A 15,202-nucleotide genomic window follows, 5' to 3' on the forward strand; every position below is an offset into this window, starting at 1 on the left:
AAACAAGAAAAATATTGTTAAATATATAAATAAAAAACAAAAAAAGTCGGAAGATTATTCTTCCGACCATTACTACCTATTACAGTAGCTTTTAATGATAGTAAAAAAAATTAAATCATTCCGGATTCATTTTCTTTGTCTAAATATTCCTGTACAATTTCGATGGCATTGGTCACAACATCACTCAAGGCGGTAATATAACTGCCTTCTTCGGCGCTGTTTATGGCGTGTCTAATGGCTTCTGTTTCCTTTGGGATGATTTCATAAGTCACCACTTTATCGGTGGTATTGATGCCTTCCAGAATGAGATTGATGATTTCTTCCTCGGTTCGACCGCGTAAATATTTTTCTTGTCGGATGATGATATGATCAAACATGCGAGCAGCAATAGCGGCACATTCTTTAATATCTTCATCCCTACGATCTCCAACGCCAGCAATAATTCCAATTTTTTTGGTAGCCGAAACCGTTTGTAAATAGTCTTCCACGCCTTTGTAACCAGAAGCATTATGAGCAAAATCGATGAGAACTTTGAATTTTTTGAATTCAAAAATGTTCATACGCCCTGGAGTTTGAGCAGCACTTGGAATAAAAGTTTGCAAGGACAAGCTAATATCTTCGGTTTTGAAACCCCACAAATAACTTGCCAAAGTAGCAGCAAGTGCATTGGCAATCATAAATTTGGCTTTTCCGCCAAGGGTCAATGGCACATGCGTGGCGCGTTCAATACGAATTTTCCATTCTCCTTTTTTGATGGTAATATACCCGTTTTCATAAACGGCAACAATTTTGCCTTCGCTGCATAATTTTTGAATCAGCGGATTCTCCTCCGAAAGACTAAAATAGGCAACATTGCAGTTTAAATCGGCGCCAATTTTCACACAATGGGCATCGTCAGCGTTCAAAACTGCCCAGCCATCTTTCTTGATGCTCTTGACAACTGTTGCTTTTACACGAGCCAAATCGTCTAGCGTATGAATGTCGCTCAAACCCAAATGATCCTCTTGAATATTAGTGATAATTCCAATATCGCAACTGCTAAAACCCAATCCAGAACGCAAGATGCCACCACGAGCAGTTTCAAGAACGGCAAATTCTACGGTTGGATCTCGCAAGACATATTCGGCACTTATGGGTCCGGTAGTATCTCCTTTTTCCATCATGTGATTTTGAATATAAATCCCATCCGATGTGGTAAAGCCTACTTTGTACCCATTGTTTTTTATAATATGAGCCAAAAGTCGGGTAGTGGTTGTTTTGCCATTTGTCCCCGTAACGGCAATAATTGGGATTCTGCAGGTTTTTCCTGGAGGATAGAGCATATCAATTACAGGCGAGGCCACATTGCGCGGCAATCCTTCGGAGGGGGCAAGGTGCATCCTAAATCCGGGAGCTGCATTGACCTCGAGTATTACCCCACCATTTTCTTTTAGGGGTTGTGTGAGGTTTTCGGCCATGATATCAACACCACAAATGTCTAAACCTATGACTCTAGAAATGCGTTCGGCTAGGAATATGTTTTCCGGGTGCATCATATCGGTAATATCTACGGAGGTACCGCCAGTACTCAAATTGGCGGTGGATTTTAGGAATACCGTTTCGCCAGTTCTCGGAATCGTTTCCAGCGTATAGTTTAGTTTTTCCAGTAAATCTTCGGTGTCGCGATCCACATCAATTTGGGTCAATACATTTTCGTGGCCATAGCCTCTTCGTGGGTCGAGATTGGTGGTGTTTATTAATTCTTGGATTGTATTTTTTCCGTTTCCTATGACGTGAGCAGGTACTCTTTTTGCGGCAGCGACCAATTTATTGTCAATAACCAAAAGTCTGAAATCAAAACCGGTAATGAATTTTTCTACAATTACACGTCGGCTGTATTGTTGTGCAAAAAGCAGTCCCGAGGCAGCATCTTCCCAGTTGGTCACATTGATCGAAGCACCTTTTCCGTGATTGCCATCAAGTGGTTTAAGTACTATGGGATAGCCAATTTTTTCAATAGTTTTGGCTAGATCGGTTTCGTCTACACAAATGCTACCGCTGGCAACAGGAATCGATGCCATGTCAAGCATTTTTTTGGTCAACTCTTTGTTACAGGCAATATCAACGGCAATACTACTGGTTTTACAGGTAATTGTTGCCTGAAAACGCATTTGATTGATCCCATAACCCAGTTGTACTAGGGAATTTGTCCCCAACCGAATCCACGGAATGTTTCTAGAAACCGCCTCTTCTACAATACTGCCTGTGCTTGGGCCAAGACGCACTCGCTCCCGTATTTCACGCATTTTTTGTAAGTCGGCATTCAAATCATATTCGGTTCCAGCAATCAACGCTTCGGCAATGGCCACGGCTGATTCAGCTGCAAAAAGCCCCACATTTTCCTCGGTGTAACTAAAAACGACATTGTAAGTACCTGGAGTTTTGGTTTCGCGCGTGCGTCCAAAACCCGTTTCCATTCCCGCCAGCGTTTGTATTTCGAGTGCAATGTGCTCAATTACGTGCCCCATCCAAGTGCCTCTTTCTACCCGCATAAAAAAACCGCCACGACATCCTTCGGAGCAGCGGTGCTCGATCATGGTGGGAAACAGGGTCTCGATTCGTTCCTTGAATCCTGCTATTTTATTGGTGGGAAATGCCTCCATTTCTTCTAAATCCAATCGCATTTGGATTAATTTTTTGCGTTGAATGCTCCAAATGTTCGGGCCACGAAGGGCTTGTATTTTTACTATTTTCATAAAATGGAATTTAAAGGCGAATTGAAAACAAAATGACCGTTAGCGGTTTACAAGATTGCTTTTCGAATTGTTATAAAAAACGGGATATAATGCTACTAATGTATGATTTTTGAAGTATAAATCAAAATTTATTATTGCAATACGCCTAAAAAGCACCGCCAATAATATTTCAGAAAAATAAACCATCAACAATTGCCTACTCTATCTTTTTAGCTATTTTTACAAAATGAACATACGAGGAAAATTAATAATAATAGGAGGCGCAGTCGATAAAGGTAGTTTTACCGAAACCCATTTAGATAAAAATGCCGCTAATAATTTGAATTTTTTTGAAACAGGAATCCTGAAGCGAATTCTAGTAGAATCCAAACACAACCAAAATTCAAGAATAGAAATCATCACAACCGCATCAGTGATCCCAAAAGAAATTGGTCCTGAATACGTCAAAGCATTTGAATATTTAGATGCCAAAAACGTAGGAGTACTCTATATCGAACGACGCGAACAAGCCGCCGAAGAAGCCGTTTTAGAACGACTCCGCAATGCCGATGTGGTCATGTTTACCGGCGGCGATCAGTTGCGCTTGACCTCCATTCTAGGCGGAACCCCTTTTCACGACATCCTTTTAGACAAATACCACAACCAGGAATTCATCTATGCAGGCACCTCGGCAGGAGCCGCCGCCGCCTCAAGCAATATGATTTACCAAGGCAGCAGCTCCGAAGCATTGCTCAAAGGCGAAGTCAAGATTTCCAGCGGATTAGGATTCATAGACGGCGTTATTATAGACACCCATTTTGTACAGCGAGGACGCATTGGACGTCTCTTTCAAGCCGTAGTAGGCAACCCCAAAGTACTGGGAATAGGACTTGGCGAGGATACCGGTTTGCTCATCACCCACAATACCCAAATGGAAGCCATAGGCTCCGGACTGGTAATTCTAGTGGACGGACGTGAAATAAAAGACACCAACCTAACCCAAGTCGAGCTGGGGCAACCCATATCCATCAACCATTTGGTCACCCACGTCATGAGCAAGCACGATACGTTCAATCTCGAAACCCACAAAATGCACATTCAATCCTCGCAATACGTGTAGGTGAATCGGCTTTTTAGTAACAAAAAAGGCATACTAAAAACACTAATTTGGGCGTGCCACCAGTAGCAAAAGGGGCTATTCACGAGCCCTGCTAGTTGCCCCTTTTGCTACTGCTGTCGGGCTATCCGCACCGCTATGGCGGTCAGCTCCTATCCCTCACGCGCGAACACCACAGCAACTCGTTCCTTAACCATACCTACCTCCTAAAGTAAACCAAATGAAACTCATTATTCACGGTGGATTCTTCTCCGAGTCTGCTACCAATCACGAAACCAAAGTGGCTAAACAACAAGCTTTGGAACAAATTGTTACAGATTCCTACGCTTTTTTAACAACACATTCGGCGCTAGAAACCGTTGTCTATGCCGTTGCACTCCTCGAAAACGATGAATTGTTCAACGCAGGAATAGGTTCGCAAATACAAAGCGACGGAAAAATCAGGATGAGTGCCGCTATTATGGATGGCGAAACCCAAAAAATGAGCGGTGTCATCAACATTCAAGACGTGAAAAATCCAGTTCATGTCGCCCAAAAATTACTCCAAGTAGACGATCGAATCCTAGGCGGTAACGGTGCCACCCAGTTTGCACGCCAAAACGGTTTTGAATCCTTTTCGACCGAAATCCCACAACGCCGCTCCGAATATGAAGCCAAACTAAAATCACTAGGCACCGGAACCGTGGGTTGTGTCGCTATAGATAGCCAGGGGAAAATTGCAGTTGCCACCTCCACAGGCGGCAAAGGCTTTGAAATTCCGGGACGAATTTCGGACTCGGCTACCGTGGCTGGAAATTATGCCAATGAATTTTGCGGAGTGAGTCTAACTGGAGTTGGCGAGGATATTGTAAGCAATGCCACAGCTGCCAAAATTGTAACACGTGTCACGGATGGATTTGCATTAGACAAAGCGTTCCAAAAAACATTTGCCGAGTTAAAACCCTATGATGGTTTTGCAGGTGCCATAGCCATTGATAGTCACGGAACTATTTTTCATCAAGATTCGCATCCCACCATGGTTTTTGCCAGTTATGATGGAGCGCATTTGGAAGTTTTCCAGTAATAAAAGGGGATTGGATACTCAATTAAGCAAAAATTCAAACCAAATAGGGATGTGGTCGGATATTTTTCGGGCATCGGCAAGGGTGGGAAAGCTGTTGTAAAACGGAATAACACCTGCGTTTGTACCTTTAATTTGAGTCGTCTCATAATACACATTGTCAAATTCCGACGCCAAGCAATTTCCTGCGACACACGCTTTTTTTAGCGACGTTTTTTGGTTCACTAGTGTCGATGCATACCCCATTTTTCGCAACGGATTAAATACCGTATGCGATTGTGGACAATTGAAATCACCCACAAAAACCAAGTGCAATGTAGGATATTCGGCTGGTAAAAACTTAAAATATTTGATTTCCGTTTCCGGTTGCTTGTTTTTGGTAATGGCGTGAAAATTGGCAATGGTAATCGTTTTTCCTGCAATGGCAAAGGTTGCATAATAAGGTTCTCGGTCTATTTCGAGCGTTAACTTTTGCTCCAACCAAGGTTTTCCTTTTAGTTTTACCGCACTTGTTTTCCATAAAAACGCATACCGTTCTGTTTTATAGGCACTGCTCGTCGTTGGGTCGCTTACAGCATAATCCCATTTGGCTCCTTTGCGGTTGAGTTCGTCGGCAAGTCTAGCTACTGCTTGTGCACCGCCATAGCCCGCCACCACTTCTTGTAGGGCAATAATATCATATTCTTTTAGCGTATTGGCTATAAAAGCAATCTCGGAATCGGATTTCGATTGCCCAAAATTTTCGAGATTCCACGATAGTAGTTTGGTCTGGGAGAAGGCTTGGCAGGTTATAAAAAAGAATACGAGGAGTTTTTTTGTCATCAAAGTATAATTTATAATACGGTATTAAAGTGTTTTGTTGGGTATTATCGCATATTGCGATATGCGATATTATGTATTATTGTTTTGTTTTATAGTGTGTTATAAAGTAATATCGCATATTTCGATATGCGATAATTTTGTATAAATAAGAGTATTGTCTAATTGTAATGAAGTTAATAGCTGAAAGGTAAGTAGAGTAAAGTTCATTTTTGAAATGATAGTGCCTAATAATTATTCATTTTCTAAATTGATCGATTCAAATTTAGTACTATAGTTAAAACAAACACTCTTAAAACACCATCAAAAAGCACGAGTTATACCCCTTTTTACGCTTTTGAAAATAATTGAAAAATCCCCATTTGTAGGGATTTTTTTTTATAGTAAAATAGTTCAATTTTGAAAAGAATTATTTAGTAATCAATTTAAAACCTTTAATTATGCCTTTAGAAAATTTGAATGGACTGCACTACACCGCAGCCGAAAAAACCGCAATTGGAACAAGTTTAACATCCATTGAAACCGCACTTTCCGCTAAATTTAAGAACCTTTCGCCAGAGGAGAGAAGTCGATTTGGTAGTGTTAATGAAAAAACAAATTAATCATTAACAAAGTAAAGGATTTTAGACTCAACCAGCCTGCTTTGAGCAGTCCTGATGTGGATTGGGTGGAGTTCCAGAACGATGTTGATTCCCGTGATTTTATTCAAGCCACAATAGCCCGACTAGAGAGCTTGTCCAAAAGTCTGGGCAATAACAAAATCATGCATGACTTTGACTGCTACCGCGCCTCATCAACGGATTACGATTACAGTAAATACAAAATGAGTACTAAAGTGGCAGGTTATGAGATAAAAGTAGACGAGTTGTCTCAATTTTTTAATAGAACGGGGACTACCAATACCACCGATACCACCCCTGCAGCACCAACTACTCCCACCCCTACAACACCGCCAACTACTACGGAGTAGTTACAATTAGCGTTTTTAGTATCCCTCTAGAAGTTACATTCTGGAGGGATTTTTTTTGGCATTCGCCCAAAACGTCAAATTTGAGCTATGCAACGTCATTCCTGACGTTGTTTGCGCCACTTATGCCGTCATGAGGGTCAAATTTGACGTCTTGTACCTCAAAAATGACGTCTTGTACCGTCAAATTTGACATTAGTGAGGTCATATTTGAGGTAGACAACCTCATGTATGAGGGTTTTGAGCTAGTTGATGTGATTTTGGTTTTAATAAAATCATCATTTAATATTTCCTTTTTTTATAATGATTGTGAGTACTAGAATTTTTGTACGAACCTCCTTTATGGGAACTTCCTTTTCCATTTTTATAATGACCACTTTGGGCATTAATACTGATACTTATAAAAAGTAATATCAGGGTTAGTAGACGAACTATTTTTTTCATAATTAATTTGATATTTGGTTATTGTTTATTTACTTTTCAAAATAAAATCCTTAATTACCTTATTTATATTAGAAGGTAAATCGGCATTCCTTATTTCGTATCTTTTTACTTTCATAGATTCAAACCAATTTGTCCAATATGCTTTTATAACATCTTCCTCATATGGATTTTTGGGATTTGGGTTAATACCTAAAACAAGAATTTCAAGATTCGATAAGTCATTATTTGCTTTTATAAATCCTAATTGTTGATTTGTTAATTTTTGACTCCAATCAGAACTATTTAATTTATTTACTCTAATCAATTCTGGTGTTAGATATGTTGTCAAATTAGCTTCTTTTATTTTTGAGTTTTCAAAATAAATATAACCATCAGTTAATATGACAAGAATGTTTCTATAATTATCTTCTATGCAATAATCGTTAACTTTATCTTTAAAGAATTTCCAAGTATCTGATCCTATGTAATGCTGGTCTTTAATGGCTAAATCATAAATTTTTAAAGGATCAGTTGCATAAATTGTTTTGGTTTTATTTATGAGTTCTTTACTAATATTGTTTTTATTAATTTCTATTTTTAAATCTTTTGATATTTTATTGATTTCTGGATTAAATGGAGCTGGGTCAAAAAATAATTGAATTTTATCATTTGCTCTTACTACTTTTTTAGTTCTAATATGTTCAGTAAAAGCGTCTGAAACCGAATTGATATACCCTACATCCCGAAGATAGAATTCCATTGTAAGGTTTGGATATTTTGTAGGGCTTATCCTGTCAGACAAATCTAGAAGTAAACTAATATTTAAATTGTCAGAAACATCTTTTGTTTTTGGAGTTTCTATCGTTTCTTCTTTTTCATCTTTTTCTTGATTTTTGCATGAACCCAAAAAAGATGTGATTACTATTAATAGAATGAATTTTATATTTATTTTCATGATTATTTATATTTTTGAGTATACTAGGTGTTGGAAGTCAGGATCAATTAGATTTAATTGTTTAAGATGTTCTAAAGAGGTTAACTCACAGTTTTCTAACAATTCCTCTTTTTCTTTATGAGGTAAAGCAATTTCAGTTCCTATTGCTTGATACCACCCTTCTTTATATTGATGGTGATAATTGAGATACTCTTTGACAGGAAAAACAAATCCATCAATTTTAGATTGCATAACTTTTATTGCGCCATTTATAGTGACAACTTGTTGTTTAAAATCATTTATTTTGTTTGAGTTTTCTAATTTTACTTTTTCTAAATTAGTTAGCTCTTCTCTTTTTCCACGAATAAAAACTCTAATTTTATCCATGTTTTCGTATTCTTTCATAACAAAATCAAACACTAAACCCCAAATAATGTACACAACAAAGCCTGCGAAAATTATCATCCAAAATTCAGCTTGTTCTAATGCAATTCTTAAATTATAAGCAGAAGAGTCTAGAGTTTTGTTGAAATCATATATTTTTTTTTCAATTATGTATGCTAATAATCCATCAAAAAGGAAAGTTGTCGTAAATAATGCTATCATTCTAAAAATGTTTTTTACTCCTTTCCCTTTTTGTACCATATGTATAATATACCCTAATCCCATAAAGACAAATGGAATTGTAATTACTAAAACACCTTCTAACCAACTAGCTTTAAATGAATTTGTTAGTGCATTTGCATCAAAAATTGCAGCTGTTAAACTATCATCGGAAAATTCTTTGAAGAAGGCAGAATAAGACGCGGAAATGTAAAACACTAATAAATATAGTGTTATGGGTAATATGAGTGTTAATCCAACATAAAATTGCGCTTTTTGCCCTTTGCCTTCGTCAATATATTTTTTTGGATTTACTTTCACATCAACTATTTCTTGTTGTGTTTTGTCTATGTTTTGATTAAAATCGTGCTCTTTTTGTTCATATATTCCAATTGCAGTTTCATATTTTTTAAGTTCCGTTCTGCTTTTTTCTTGTTCTTCTTTATAAGGTTGTTTTAGCTTTTCTTGTTCAAGTATTTGCTTTCTACATTGGTCTTCAAAGCTGCTAAATAAATTTTGTAAGCATGCTCTTAATACAATAGGCTTTCCAGTGGCTTTCATTGAAGCGGCGAATCCACTTTGATAGTATGTAATTCTTATTTGTTCTCTGTCTTCTTGAGTTTCTTCAAACAGATTTGCTTGGGGCTCCTCAACTTTTTTTAAGCTAAATAATTGCTGTATTGATTTCATAAGTTAAGCGTTTAACTGGTTTATAATTTCTCTTTTATCAATTCCCTTTTTTACACAATCAATCAGATAGTTTACTAATTCATCTATATTTTCATCTAAAAACTCAAATTTTAGACAATACTTTTTTAATGTATTTAGTTCATCGTCATTTATTTTTTTGTCAGCCCACATTATTCTTGTCAAATCATACAAGTATTCAATTCTTGTAGCAAGATCCCCGGGGATGCTGGATTCTTGATTAACAGGGTTAAGAAATAATTTATCCAATTCTTCTTTTGGAATTCCTCTTTCTTCTGCAAAATGATATAACATTTGGAGTTCAAGAACGTCAAAATTGTCATCTGTTAGAGCCATTTGATAAAGCCGAAGAAAATGGCTTTTTAGCTGAATAGTCATTGTAGTATTTGGATTCATATTTTTTAGGAATTACTTTTTTTAAATTGATTGGTTCGTTTATAATTACTGCTTTATACCTCTTTTAGAAGTTTTGGCTTTCTTTTTTATACGTGTTGGTTTATTTCTTGGAGTAGGAGTACAAACTCCACATGTCCCTCCTTCTTTTGCACAGTTCTTACAGCCAGAGCAGTTTTTACAGGCACTACAAAATTCACTACCTGTACATCCTCTACTTTCTGATGTTGAGGCAATAAGTTTTTCAGAAATTGTTTGACTAAAAACCACAGTCGTAAATAATAGTAACAACAATGTATTTATATACTTTTTCATAATTTAATTCTGTTATTTCAAAATTTGATAAAATAGTTCACCAATACTTAAGTATAGTATTAATGTTAAAAGACAACCACTTGATTTGGATGAATTAAATGGTTTTCTATATGTAACTCCCGAAATTCCTGTTCTAACAGAAAAACCTTTATTACTAATTGTTCCTCCTTTAGTTCGTAGACTGGGATAAATTACAGATTTACTGATGTTTAACCCTAATCCTCCGCCAAGGTTAATTCTTTTTGAAAATCGAAATCCCATTTAAGAAGTATGACAATCTTTAGAACAATAATAGCATCCATTTGATTTTGAATACATTTTTTTAGCTTCTGCAACAGCTAATTTACAGTTTGTATGTTTGCCTAAATCCTTTCTGTTTATTAAGCTAGGTAAATAATTGCAGTCATCAGTGTGAACTTCATGATCTCCATTTGATTGCGCTTTGTTGTTTACATAATACTTCATAGTTTTTTATTTTAATTGTTTTAATAATCCCCCAAACCTACAACCCCCAAATCATCAATCCTTACGGTATTCCTCATTAGCCCTAAAAAAAGTAAATTATTTTTTCGCATCCCCTTATTTCAAACACCACATTCACTAACCAATAGGACTTGTGTACCGTTGCAAAGAGCACCAATCAAGCAACACTATAATGGGGAATTATTCCACAAACTCTATGACGTATGCCGTAGCGGTTAGGATAGTTTTGGAATAAAAAGGCAAAAATCCGCGGCGTTGTTGGGTATGTGCAAAATCGATTACTGCTTTGCCACCACTCAAATGGGCATGTGCCATCATCTTACTTTTTGCTTTTTCGAGCAACGCTTTGTTCGATACGCTGCCAATTCCCAAAAATCGAATCGCTGTGGAGACACCACTTATTTTGGCGATTATCGTATACGGTTTTGTGGCTACAAAAGTGTTCGTTTGGGAGGTGTTTACAGCACTAATTAGTTCTGGGATGTCACTGCTACTCATAAAAATATTTTTAATTGGGCTTGGTTTGTATTTTTAATGCTACTGCTTTTCATTGTTCAACAACACTATTCTGTTTCAAGATAGTGTCGCCACAACTAATTTTTCCTTTTCGGTGTCGGGAGGAAACTCCTTTTGGATTGTTTTTTTTGAGTTCCGGTTTTGGTGGCACATTCTCATCGAACTTATACTTTTTGGTTTCGGGATTGTTCTTAAAAGTATCGTTGGTAGTGTTGGTTTTTTTTTCATGACATGCCCAAAGCAGTAGTGCCAAAAGAAGGGTACCTCCCAGAAACAAACTCCTACTACGGTTTTTAGCTATTGATGGCATAGATTAATTTCATTTGGATTTTCACTAATTTTTGTTGTTGCACGAGGGATAAATGCCCGTTTTGTTGGCTTTTTTCCAAAACCAAAAAGGTTTTCTCAAACTGGTCTTTGAGAGCCAAGTATTTTGTAACCGAATTGCAATTGCCTTGGAGTGCTTTTTTGTAATGCGCAATATATCCCTTGAGATACGCATTGCAATCAAGTAGGAGTTGTTCCCATTTGGGATCTGGAATTGGTTCGTTTTTCATTGTTTTGGCACTACTAAAAGCAACAGTTTTTTATGTCGAACCAAAAGTAAAGGCAATAAAAAGGATATCCTTACGGGAAACCGTATGGGAAGTGTTTTTTTTTAATTTTTTTTTGAAAAAGGATTTTTCAGGCAAAAATGGGTAGGGCAAACATCCTTAAAAAGGAAAAAAAGTGGCTCCGAATTTCAAGGATTTACTCGAAAACAGAGAATTTTCGTGAATTATTTTTGACTTAAGTAGCAAAAAATAGCTATTGTCGCAAGTAGTAAAAGAGTTTTTGCTACAGATTGTAAGGATTAAAAAGATTTTTAAAGTCCGGTAAAGAATTAATCTTTGCTAATCTGTGACCCGAGCGAAGCGAACTGGTGAAGCAAATCTGTGTTAAAGAAATCGGGTGCCTTACAATGCGAAATTAGATTGTAACCGTTACTTAAGGAAGTCGAAAGTTTAAATGTCGTAAAGTCAAAAGAAGCAATTGCAATGAAAATAATTATATATGAGCTAATTAAAAAACTTCATCTGATTTTAAAACACACCATTATACCATGACTATTACTTAATTTGTGAAATTTGTGGTTAAATTTTAAAAGTGTTTGCCTTTCCTGTGAGGAGCGAAGTGTTCACACCAAGCCCAAATCTTTGGCCAGCGCAATCAAATGAACATTATTATTGGCTTTGAAGTACACCTTAAGCTTATTAATTCTTTTTTCTAAACTGCTCATGCCATTAGGAACAAAGCCTAGTGTTTTGAATTCTTCGGCTATTTCTTCTAGCGTCAGCCCTTTGGATAATGCTTTCAAAAGAGCAATATCGTAGGCTTCAATTTCAAAAATAGTTTTGTCTCGCAGCGCATGTGCCAGTTCAGGCGAAACGAGCTGTAGGTTGTTCGCATACACCCGATGTACCGTTTTTTGAAGTTCAGGAATGCTGTTGCGCCCTTTGGAAATATAGGCGTTGATTCCCAGTGTTTTGAAAAGATTCTGAATTCGGAATGATTTGTCTTCTATCGAAAAAACGATGATTTTCAAGTCAGGTTGTACTTTCTTGATGGCTTCTATAAGTGCCTCACCCGACCCTAAAATGGTGTCCCGATGATCCGTTTTGAACGACAAATCACTTATTAGTAAATCATAAGGAACGCCATCGTGAAGGGCTCTTTTGATTTTAAGAAAAGCTTCATCGCAATATTTAGCATGATGAATGGCTACAATTTCTAGTTCCTCTAGCGCCTGCACCACCGCTAGGCTAATCGTGTCTAAATCCTCGGCAACTAATACTTTTTGGAACATATAAATACTTATTATTATTTTGGAAAATTAAAATACACTTTGAATCCTTTGTTGGATGCCGTTTCAAAGGTAATGGTTCCTTCGATAGCTAGTATACGGTTTTCCATATTTTGAAGACCGTTTTTCATATTCATGGAACCTAAATCGGCTCCAACCCCGTTATCCTTGAATTCGATGTCGATATTTTTTTCGTTTTTTTCAAAAGAAATAATTACTAAACTGCATTTACTATGCTTTTTCATGTTTACGAGCAGCTCTTGGAGCACCCTGTAAACGGTTATTTTCTTGTTGCTTTCGACCGTTTCCCACGCAATAGTATCACTGTCTTTCAGGATCACGTTAACCTGATGGCTGTTAAAACTAGAAAGCATTTCGGTAAGGTTGGGTAAAAAATGGATGCCGGTTTCGATACTGCTATTTTCTTTGGAGATGTTTCGGGTTCTGGAATAAATGGTTTCTAAATTTTGAAGCAACAATTCCTTGTTTTCGGCAGTCGATAAATCTTGGGTTTCGGCAAAAGCCATGGTATGAAAAACATCATTGGCAAGTTCGTCATGGAGTTTTTTGGAAATCCGAGTTTCGGTGCAGTAAGCCGTTTTAATTTGGTCTTTTTTGTTTTTGGTTTTCCAAAAATAATACACAAATAACAACAACAAAAAAGCAAGTGCACTCAAGAAATACATAAAAAGCGTACTGTTTTTTTGCTGTTCTAATTCTAATGCGTTGGTCGCTTTTTGGGCTTTTAGGGTTAAGTTTTCATTTTTTTCTTTCGTCGCATCGTATCGAATTTTGGCAAATTGATTTTTGGCTTTTTGCCGAACAATTTTAATACTGTCGTTAAGTGCAAAATACACTACCGAAAATGACTTGGATGCTGTTTGGGAATTGTTTTTAATAAGTAATTCTAATGCTTTCAAGCGGTCGTCTACGCTATGTATAGGAGTTGCTTTTTGATACGCCAAACGGGCATATTTACTGGCTTGAACGCTATTTACACCTGAATAAACAGCAGCCAAATTCAGGTAGCTAGACACTTCGCCATTGGTATCTTGTATTTTTTCCCGAAGGCGTAAGGCGTTCTGCAAGTAGGGAATACTTTTGGGATTATTCACTTTAAAATAGCAAAAACCAAGATTGTCAAGCACCAAAGCGAATTTTTCATCATTATCCAAAATTTCTTTTCTCAAAATCAAAGGTTCGAGTAGCGCAAAGGCTTTTGGATACTTTTTTTGGTTGATGTAAATTACGGCAATATTGTTTTTTACAATCGATTTTTGCAAATCATTTGTGGCCAGTTGGAGTGCCAGTTGGTACTGTTGTATGGCCGCTTTATAATCAAATAAATTTTGATAATTGCCAGCCAACTGATTGTAAATGGCAGTTTTATAGGCGGGTTCTGTGGTTTTGTCAAAGTAGGTAATGGCTTCTGTAGCGGTGGTTTCACTACCGCTGTAATCGCCCTGAACTTGCTGAATATACGCCATTTTTATAAGCGCATAAATTATTTTGGCTTTGTCTTTAGCGGGATTACTATTGGATTTTATAACATTGTAATTATAAAAAGCACTATCAAATTGCTGTTTATAATACTGCTTTTCGGCTAGTTCTATAACAGTACTATACGAATAATTGGATTTTATTGTAGTCGTTTTTGATGTCTCTTTTTGGCAAGAATGCAAAGAAAGGACAACGAGTAGGACTATAACAAAAATCGGGAAAAGAAACTTTTTGAGTATCATTTCCCGAAAATACTAAAATTAGCTAGAACATAAAAATTATGGGGCTAACTTTTACATTAAGGTTTTGGGGGTGTCGTAGGAGTTGGACTTATTGTGCCGTCACCTGGGGCGTCTGCTTTTACCTCTTTGGCAGTGTTTTTTGTAGTGGCTGTATCGTCAGCAGTACAGGATGTCATTGCGGTATTCGCAACGAAAAATAGGGCAATCAAGAATACTTTTTTCATTTTATTGGGTTTTAAAAATTAGGCATGCGTTGGGCTGTTCGATACTGAAATCGAATCCTTCTGGGAATGCGCCAAACGAATTGTGACTTGTGAATTTTATTTGTGGGAAGTGAAGTGCGCTAAAACAGAATCGTAAAATTTATACTTCCCGAATAAACTGACGATCCTTGTTTAGCAACACTTTTTTAGAACTAGTTTCGTACATTTGCTTTGATTGCAATTCAAAACAAGAACTATTTCTGGAGCAAAGGAAGGTGGTTTTTAAGTAAGCAATCCCACTGAATTCCAATCATTCCGATGGTTTCCAGTTGTTCCAATGAATTCCGACTAATTCCAAAAAA

Annotated in this window: 18 protein-coding genes; 4 read left to right on the forward strand and 14 right to left on the reverse strand. The window is 36.9% G+C overall.

Annotation, left to right across the window (positions count from 1 at the left end; translation table 11 throughout):
* Positions 1-110 precede the first annotated feature (110 nt).
* The gene (gene cphA, locus FNW21_RS14615) at positions 111-2,735 is read right to left on the reverse strand and encodes a cyanophycin synthetase (RefSeq protein WP_144257498.1); all 2,625 of its coding nucleotides are present in this window, start codon (positions 2,733-2,735) and stop codon (positions 111-113) included.
* Positions 2,736-2,961: 226 nt separating this feature from the next.
* Here cphA and FNW21_RS14620 point away from each other — a divergent pair, with 226 nt between their 5' ends.
* Both FNW21_RS14620 and FNW21_RS14625 read left to right on the forward strand, forming a co-directional pair.
* On the forward strand, positions 2,962-3,834 hold the full coding sequence (locus FNW21_RS14620) for a cyanophycinase (RefSeq protein ID WP_144257499.1): 873 nt from the start codon (positions 2,962-2,964) through the stop codon (positions 3,832-3,834).
* A gap of 217 nt (positions 3,835-4,051) precedes the next feature.
* A complete protein-coding gene (locus tag FNW21_RS14625; RefSeq protein ID WP_144257500.1) occupies positions 4,052-4,894 on the forward strand; it encodes an isoaspartyl peptidase/L-asparaginase in 843 nt (280 codons plus the stop codon).
* An 18-nt stretch (positions 4,895-4,912) separates the two neighbouring features.
* Here the strand turns inward: FNW21_RS14625 and FNW21_RS14630 are convergent, their stop codons facing one another.
* On the reverse strand, positions 4,913-5,713 hold the full coding sequence (locus FNW21_RS14630; protein WP_144257501.1) for an endonuclease/exonuclease/phosphatase family protein: 801 nt from the start codon (positions 5,711-5,713) through the stop codon (positions 4,913-4,915).
* 437 nt (positions 5,714-6,150) lie between these two features.
* Here FNW21_RS14630 and FNW21_RS16385 point away from each other — a divergent pair, with 437 nt between their 5' ends.
* Complete coding sequence (locus FNW21_RS16385) at positions 6,151-6,312, forward strand: hypothetical protein (protein ID WP_185963942.1); 162 nt, start codon at positions 6,151-6,153, stop codon at positions 6,310-6,312.
* Positions 6,313-6,353: 41 nt separating this feature from the next.
* Positions 6,354-6,680, forward strand: a complete 327-nt coding sequence (locus tag FNW21_RS14635) for a hypothetical protein (RefSeq protein ID WP_144257502.1) — start codon at positions 6,354-6,356, stop codon at positions 6,678-6,680.
* Between the two features lie 85 nt (positions 6,681-6,765).
* Here the strand turns inward: FNW21_RS14635 and FNW21_RS16455 are convergent, their stop codons facing one another.
* The 12 genes from FNW21_RS16455 to FNW21_RS16395 all read right to left on the reverse strand — a co-directional run bounded on the left by FNW21_RS16455 (position 6,766) and on the right by FNW21_RS16395 (position 14,861).
* Entirely contained in the window at positions 6,766-6,906 is a 141-nt protein-coding gene (locus tag FNW21_RS16455; protein WP_221932068.1) for a hypothetical protein, read from the reverse strand.
* Between the two features lie 240 nt (positions 6,907-7,146).
* On the reverse strand, positions 7,147-8,055 hold the full coding sequence (locus tag FNW21_RS14640; protein ID WP_144257503.1) for a hypothetical protein: 909 nt from the start codon (positions 8,053-8,055) through the stop codon (positions 7,147-7,149).
* 6 nt (positions 8,056-8,061) lie between these two features.
* On the reverse strand, positions 8,062-9,327 hold the full coding sequence (locus tag FNW21_RS14645; protein WP_144257504.1) for an ABC transporter permease: 1,266 nt from the start codon (positions 9,325-9,327) through the stop codon (positions 8,062-8,064).
* Between the two features lie 3 nt (positions 9,328-9,330).
* Entirely contained in the window at positions 9,331-9,741 is a 411-nt protein-coding gene (locus tag FNW21_RS14650; protein ID WP_144257505.1) for a hypothetical protein, read from the reverse strand.
* Positions 9,742-9,786: 45 nt separating this feature from the next.
* On the reverse strand, positions 9,787-10,053 hold the full coding sequence (locus tag FNW21_RS16390; RefSeq protein WP_185963943.1) for a hypothetical protein: 267 nt from the start codon (positions 10,051-10,053) through the stop codon (positions 9,787-9,789).
* Between the two features lie 261 nt (positions 10,054-10,314).
* The gene (locus FNW21_RS14660) at positions 10,315-10,518 is read right to left on the reverse strand and encodes a hypothetical protein (RefSeq protein WP_144257506.1); all 204 of its coding nucleotides are present in this window, start codon (positions 10,516-10,518) and stop codon (positions 10,315-10,317) included.
* Between the two features lie 198 nt (positions 10,519-10,716).
* Positions 10,717-11,034: a DUF6567 family protein gene (locus tag FNW21_RS14665; RefSeq protein WP_144257507.1), complete on the reverse strand. Its 318-nt coding sequence runs from the start codon at positions 11,032-11,034 to the stop codon at positions 10,717-10,719.
* Between the two features lie 49 nt (positions 11,035-11,083).
* Positions 11,084-11,362, reverse strand: coding sequence for a hypothetical protein (locus FNW21_RS14670; RefSeq protein ID WP_144257508.1), 279 nt, complete (start codon positions 11,360-11,362; stop codon positions 11,084-11,086).
* Entirely contained in the window at positions 11,346-11,609 is a 264-nt protein-coding gene (locus tag FNW21_RS14675) for a hypothetical protein (RefSeq protein ID WP_144257509.1), read from the reverse strand. The genes FNW21_RS14670 and FNW21_RS14675 overlap by 17 nt, the downstream gene beginning before the upstream one ends.
* A gap of 620 nt (positions 11,610-12,229) precedes the next feature.
* Complete coding sequence (locus FNW21_RS14680; RefSeq protein WP_144257510.1) at positions 12,230-12,898, reverse strand: DNA-binding transcriptional response regulator; 669 nt, start codon at positions 12,896-12,898, stop codon at positions 12,230-12,232.
* A 14-nt stretch (positions 12,899-12,912) separates the two neighbouring features.
* Entirely contained in the window at positions 12,913-14,637 is a 1,725-nt protein-coding gene (locus FNW21_RS14685) for a tetratricopeptide repeat-containing sensor histidine kinase (protein ID WP_144257511.1), read from the reverse strand.
* A 56-nt stretch (positions 14,638-14,693) separates the two neighbouring features.
* Positions 14,694-14,861, reverse strand: coding sequence for a hypothetical protein (locus FNW21_RS16395; RefSeq protein WP_185963944.1), 168 nt, complete (start codon positions 14,859-14,861; stop codon positions 14,694-14,696).
* Positions 14,862-15,202: the final 341 nt, after the last annotated feature.

It is taken from the genome of Flavobacterium restrictum, assembly GCF_007097245.1.
Lineage (GTDB): Bacteria > Bacteroidota > Bacteroidia > Flavobacteriales > Flavobacteriaceae > Flavobacterium > Flavobacterium restrictum.

What these genes read in the sequence shown, in the direction of transcription:
- FNW21_RS14620 (WP_144257499.1), top strand. Translation starts at nt 2,962, where the DNA reads ATGAACATACGAGGAAAATTAATAATAATAGGAGGCGCAGTCGATAAA.
- FNW21_RS14645 (WP_144257504.1), bottom strand. Translation starts at nt 9,327, where the DNA reads ATGAAATCAATACAGCAATTATTTAGCTTAAAAAAAGTTGAGGAGCCC.
- FNW21_RS16390 (WP_185963943.1), bottom strand. Translation starts at nt 10,053, where the DNA reads ATGAAAAAGTATATAAATACATTGTTGTTACTATTATTTACGACTGTG.
- FNW21_RS16385 (WP_185963942.1), top strand. Translation starts at nt 6,151, where the DNA reads ATGCCTTTAGAAAATTTGAATGGACTGCACTACACCGCAGCCGAAAAA.
- FNW21_RS14680 (WP_144257510.1), bottom strand. Translation starts at nt 12,898, where the DNA reads ATGTTCCAAAAAGTATTAGTTGCCGAGGATTTAGACACGATTAGCCTA.
- FNW21_RS14660 (WP_144257506.1), bottom strand. Translation starts at nt 10,518, where the DNA reads ATGAAGTATTATGTAAACAACAAAGCGCAATCAAATGGAGATCATGAA.
- FNW21_RS16455 (WP_221932068.1), bottom strand. Translation starts at nt 6,906, where the DNA reads ATGAGGTTGTCTACCTCAAATATGACCTCACTAATGTCAAATTTGACG.
- FNW21_RS16395 (WP_185963944.1), bottom strand. Translation starts at nt 14,861, where the DNA reads ATGAAAAAAGTATTCTTGATTGCCCTATTTTTCGTTGCGAATACCGCA.
- cphA (WP_144257498.1), bottom strand. Translation starts at nt 2,735, where the DNA reads ATGAAAATAGTAAAAATACAAGCCCTTCGTGGCCCGAACATTTGGAGC.
- FNW21_RS14670 (WP_144257508.1), bottom strand. Translation starts at nt 11,362, where the DNA reads ATGCCATCAATAGCTAAAAACCGTAGTAGGAGTTTGTTTCTGGGAGGT.
- FNW21_RS14665 (WP_144257507.1), bottom strand. Translation starts at nt 11,034, where the DNA reads ATGAGTAGCAGTGACATCCCAGAACTAATTAGTGCTGTAAACACCTCC.
- FNW21_RS14630 (WP_144257501.1), bottom strand. Translation starts at nt 5,713, where the DNA reads ATGACAAAAAAACTCCTCGTATTCTTTTTTATAACCTGCCAAGCCTTC.
- FNW21_RS14640 (WP_144257503.1), bottom strand. Translation starts at nt 8,055, where the DNA reads ATGAAAATAAATATAAAATTCATTCTATTAATAGTAATCACATCTTTT.
- FNW21_RS14625 (WP_144257500.1), top strand. Translation starts at nt 4,052, where the DNA reads ATGAAACTCATTATTCACGGTGGATTCTTCTCCGAGTCTGCTACCAAT.
- FNW21_RS14650 (WP_144257505.1), bottom strand. Translation starts at nt 9,741, where the DNA reads ATGAATCCAAATACTACAATGACTATTCAGCTAAAAAGCCATTTTCTT.
- FNW21_RS14675 (WP_144257509.1), bottom strand. Translation starts at nt 11,609, where the DNA reads ATGAAAAACGAACCAATTCCAGATCCCAAATGGGAACAACTCCTACTT.
- FNW21_RS14685 (WP_144257511.1), bottom strand. Translation starts at nt 14,637, where the DNA reads ATGATACTCAAAAAGTTTCTTTTCCCGATTTTTGTTATAGTCCTACTC.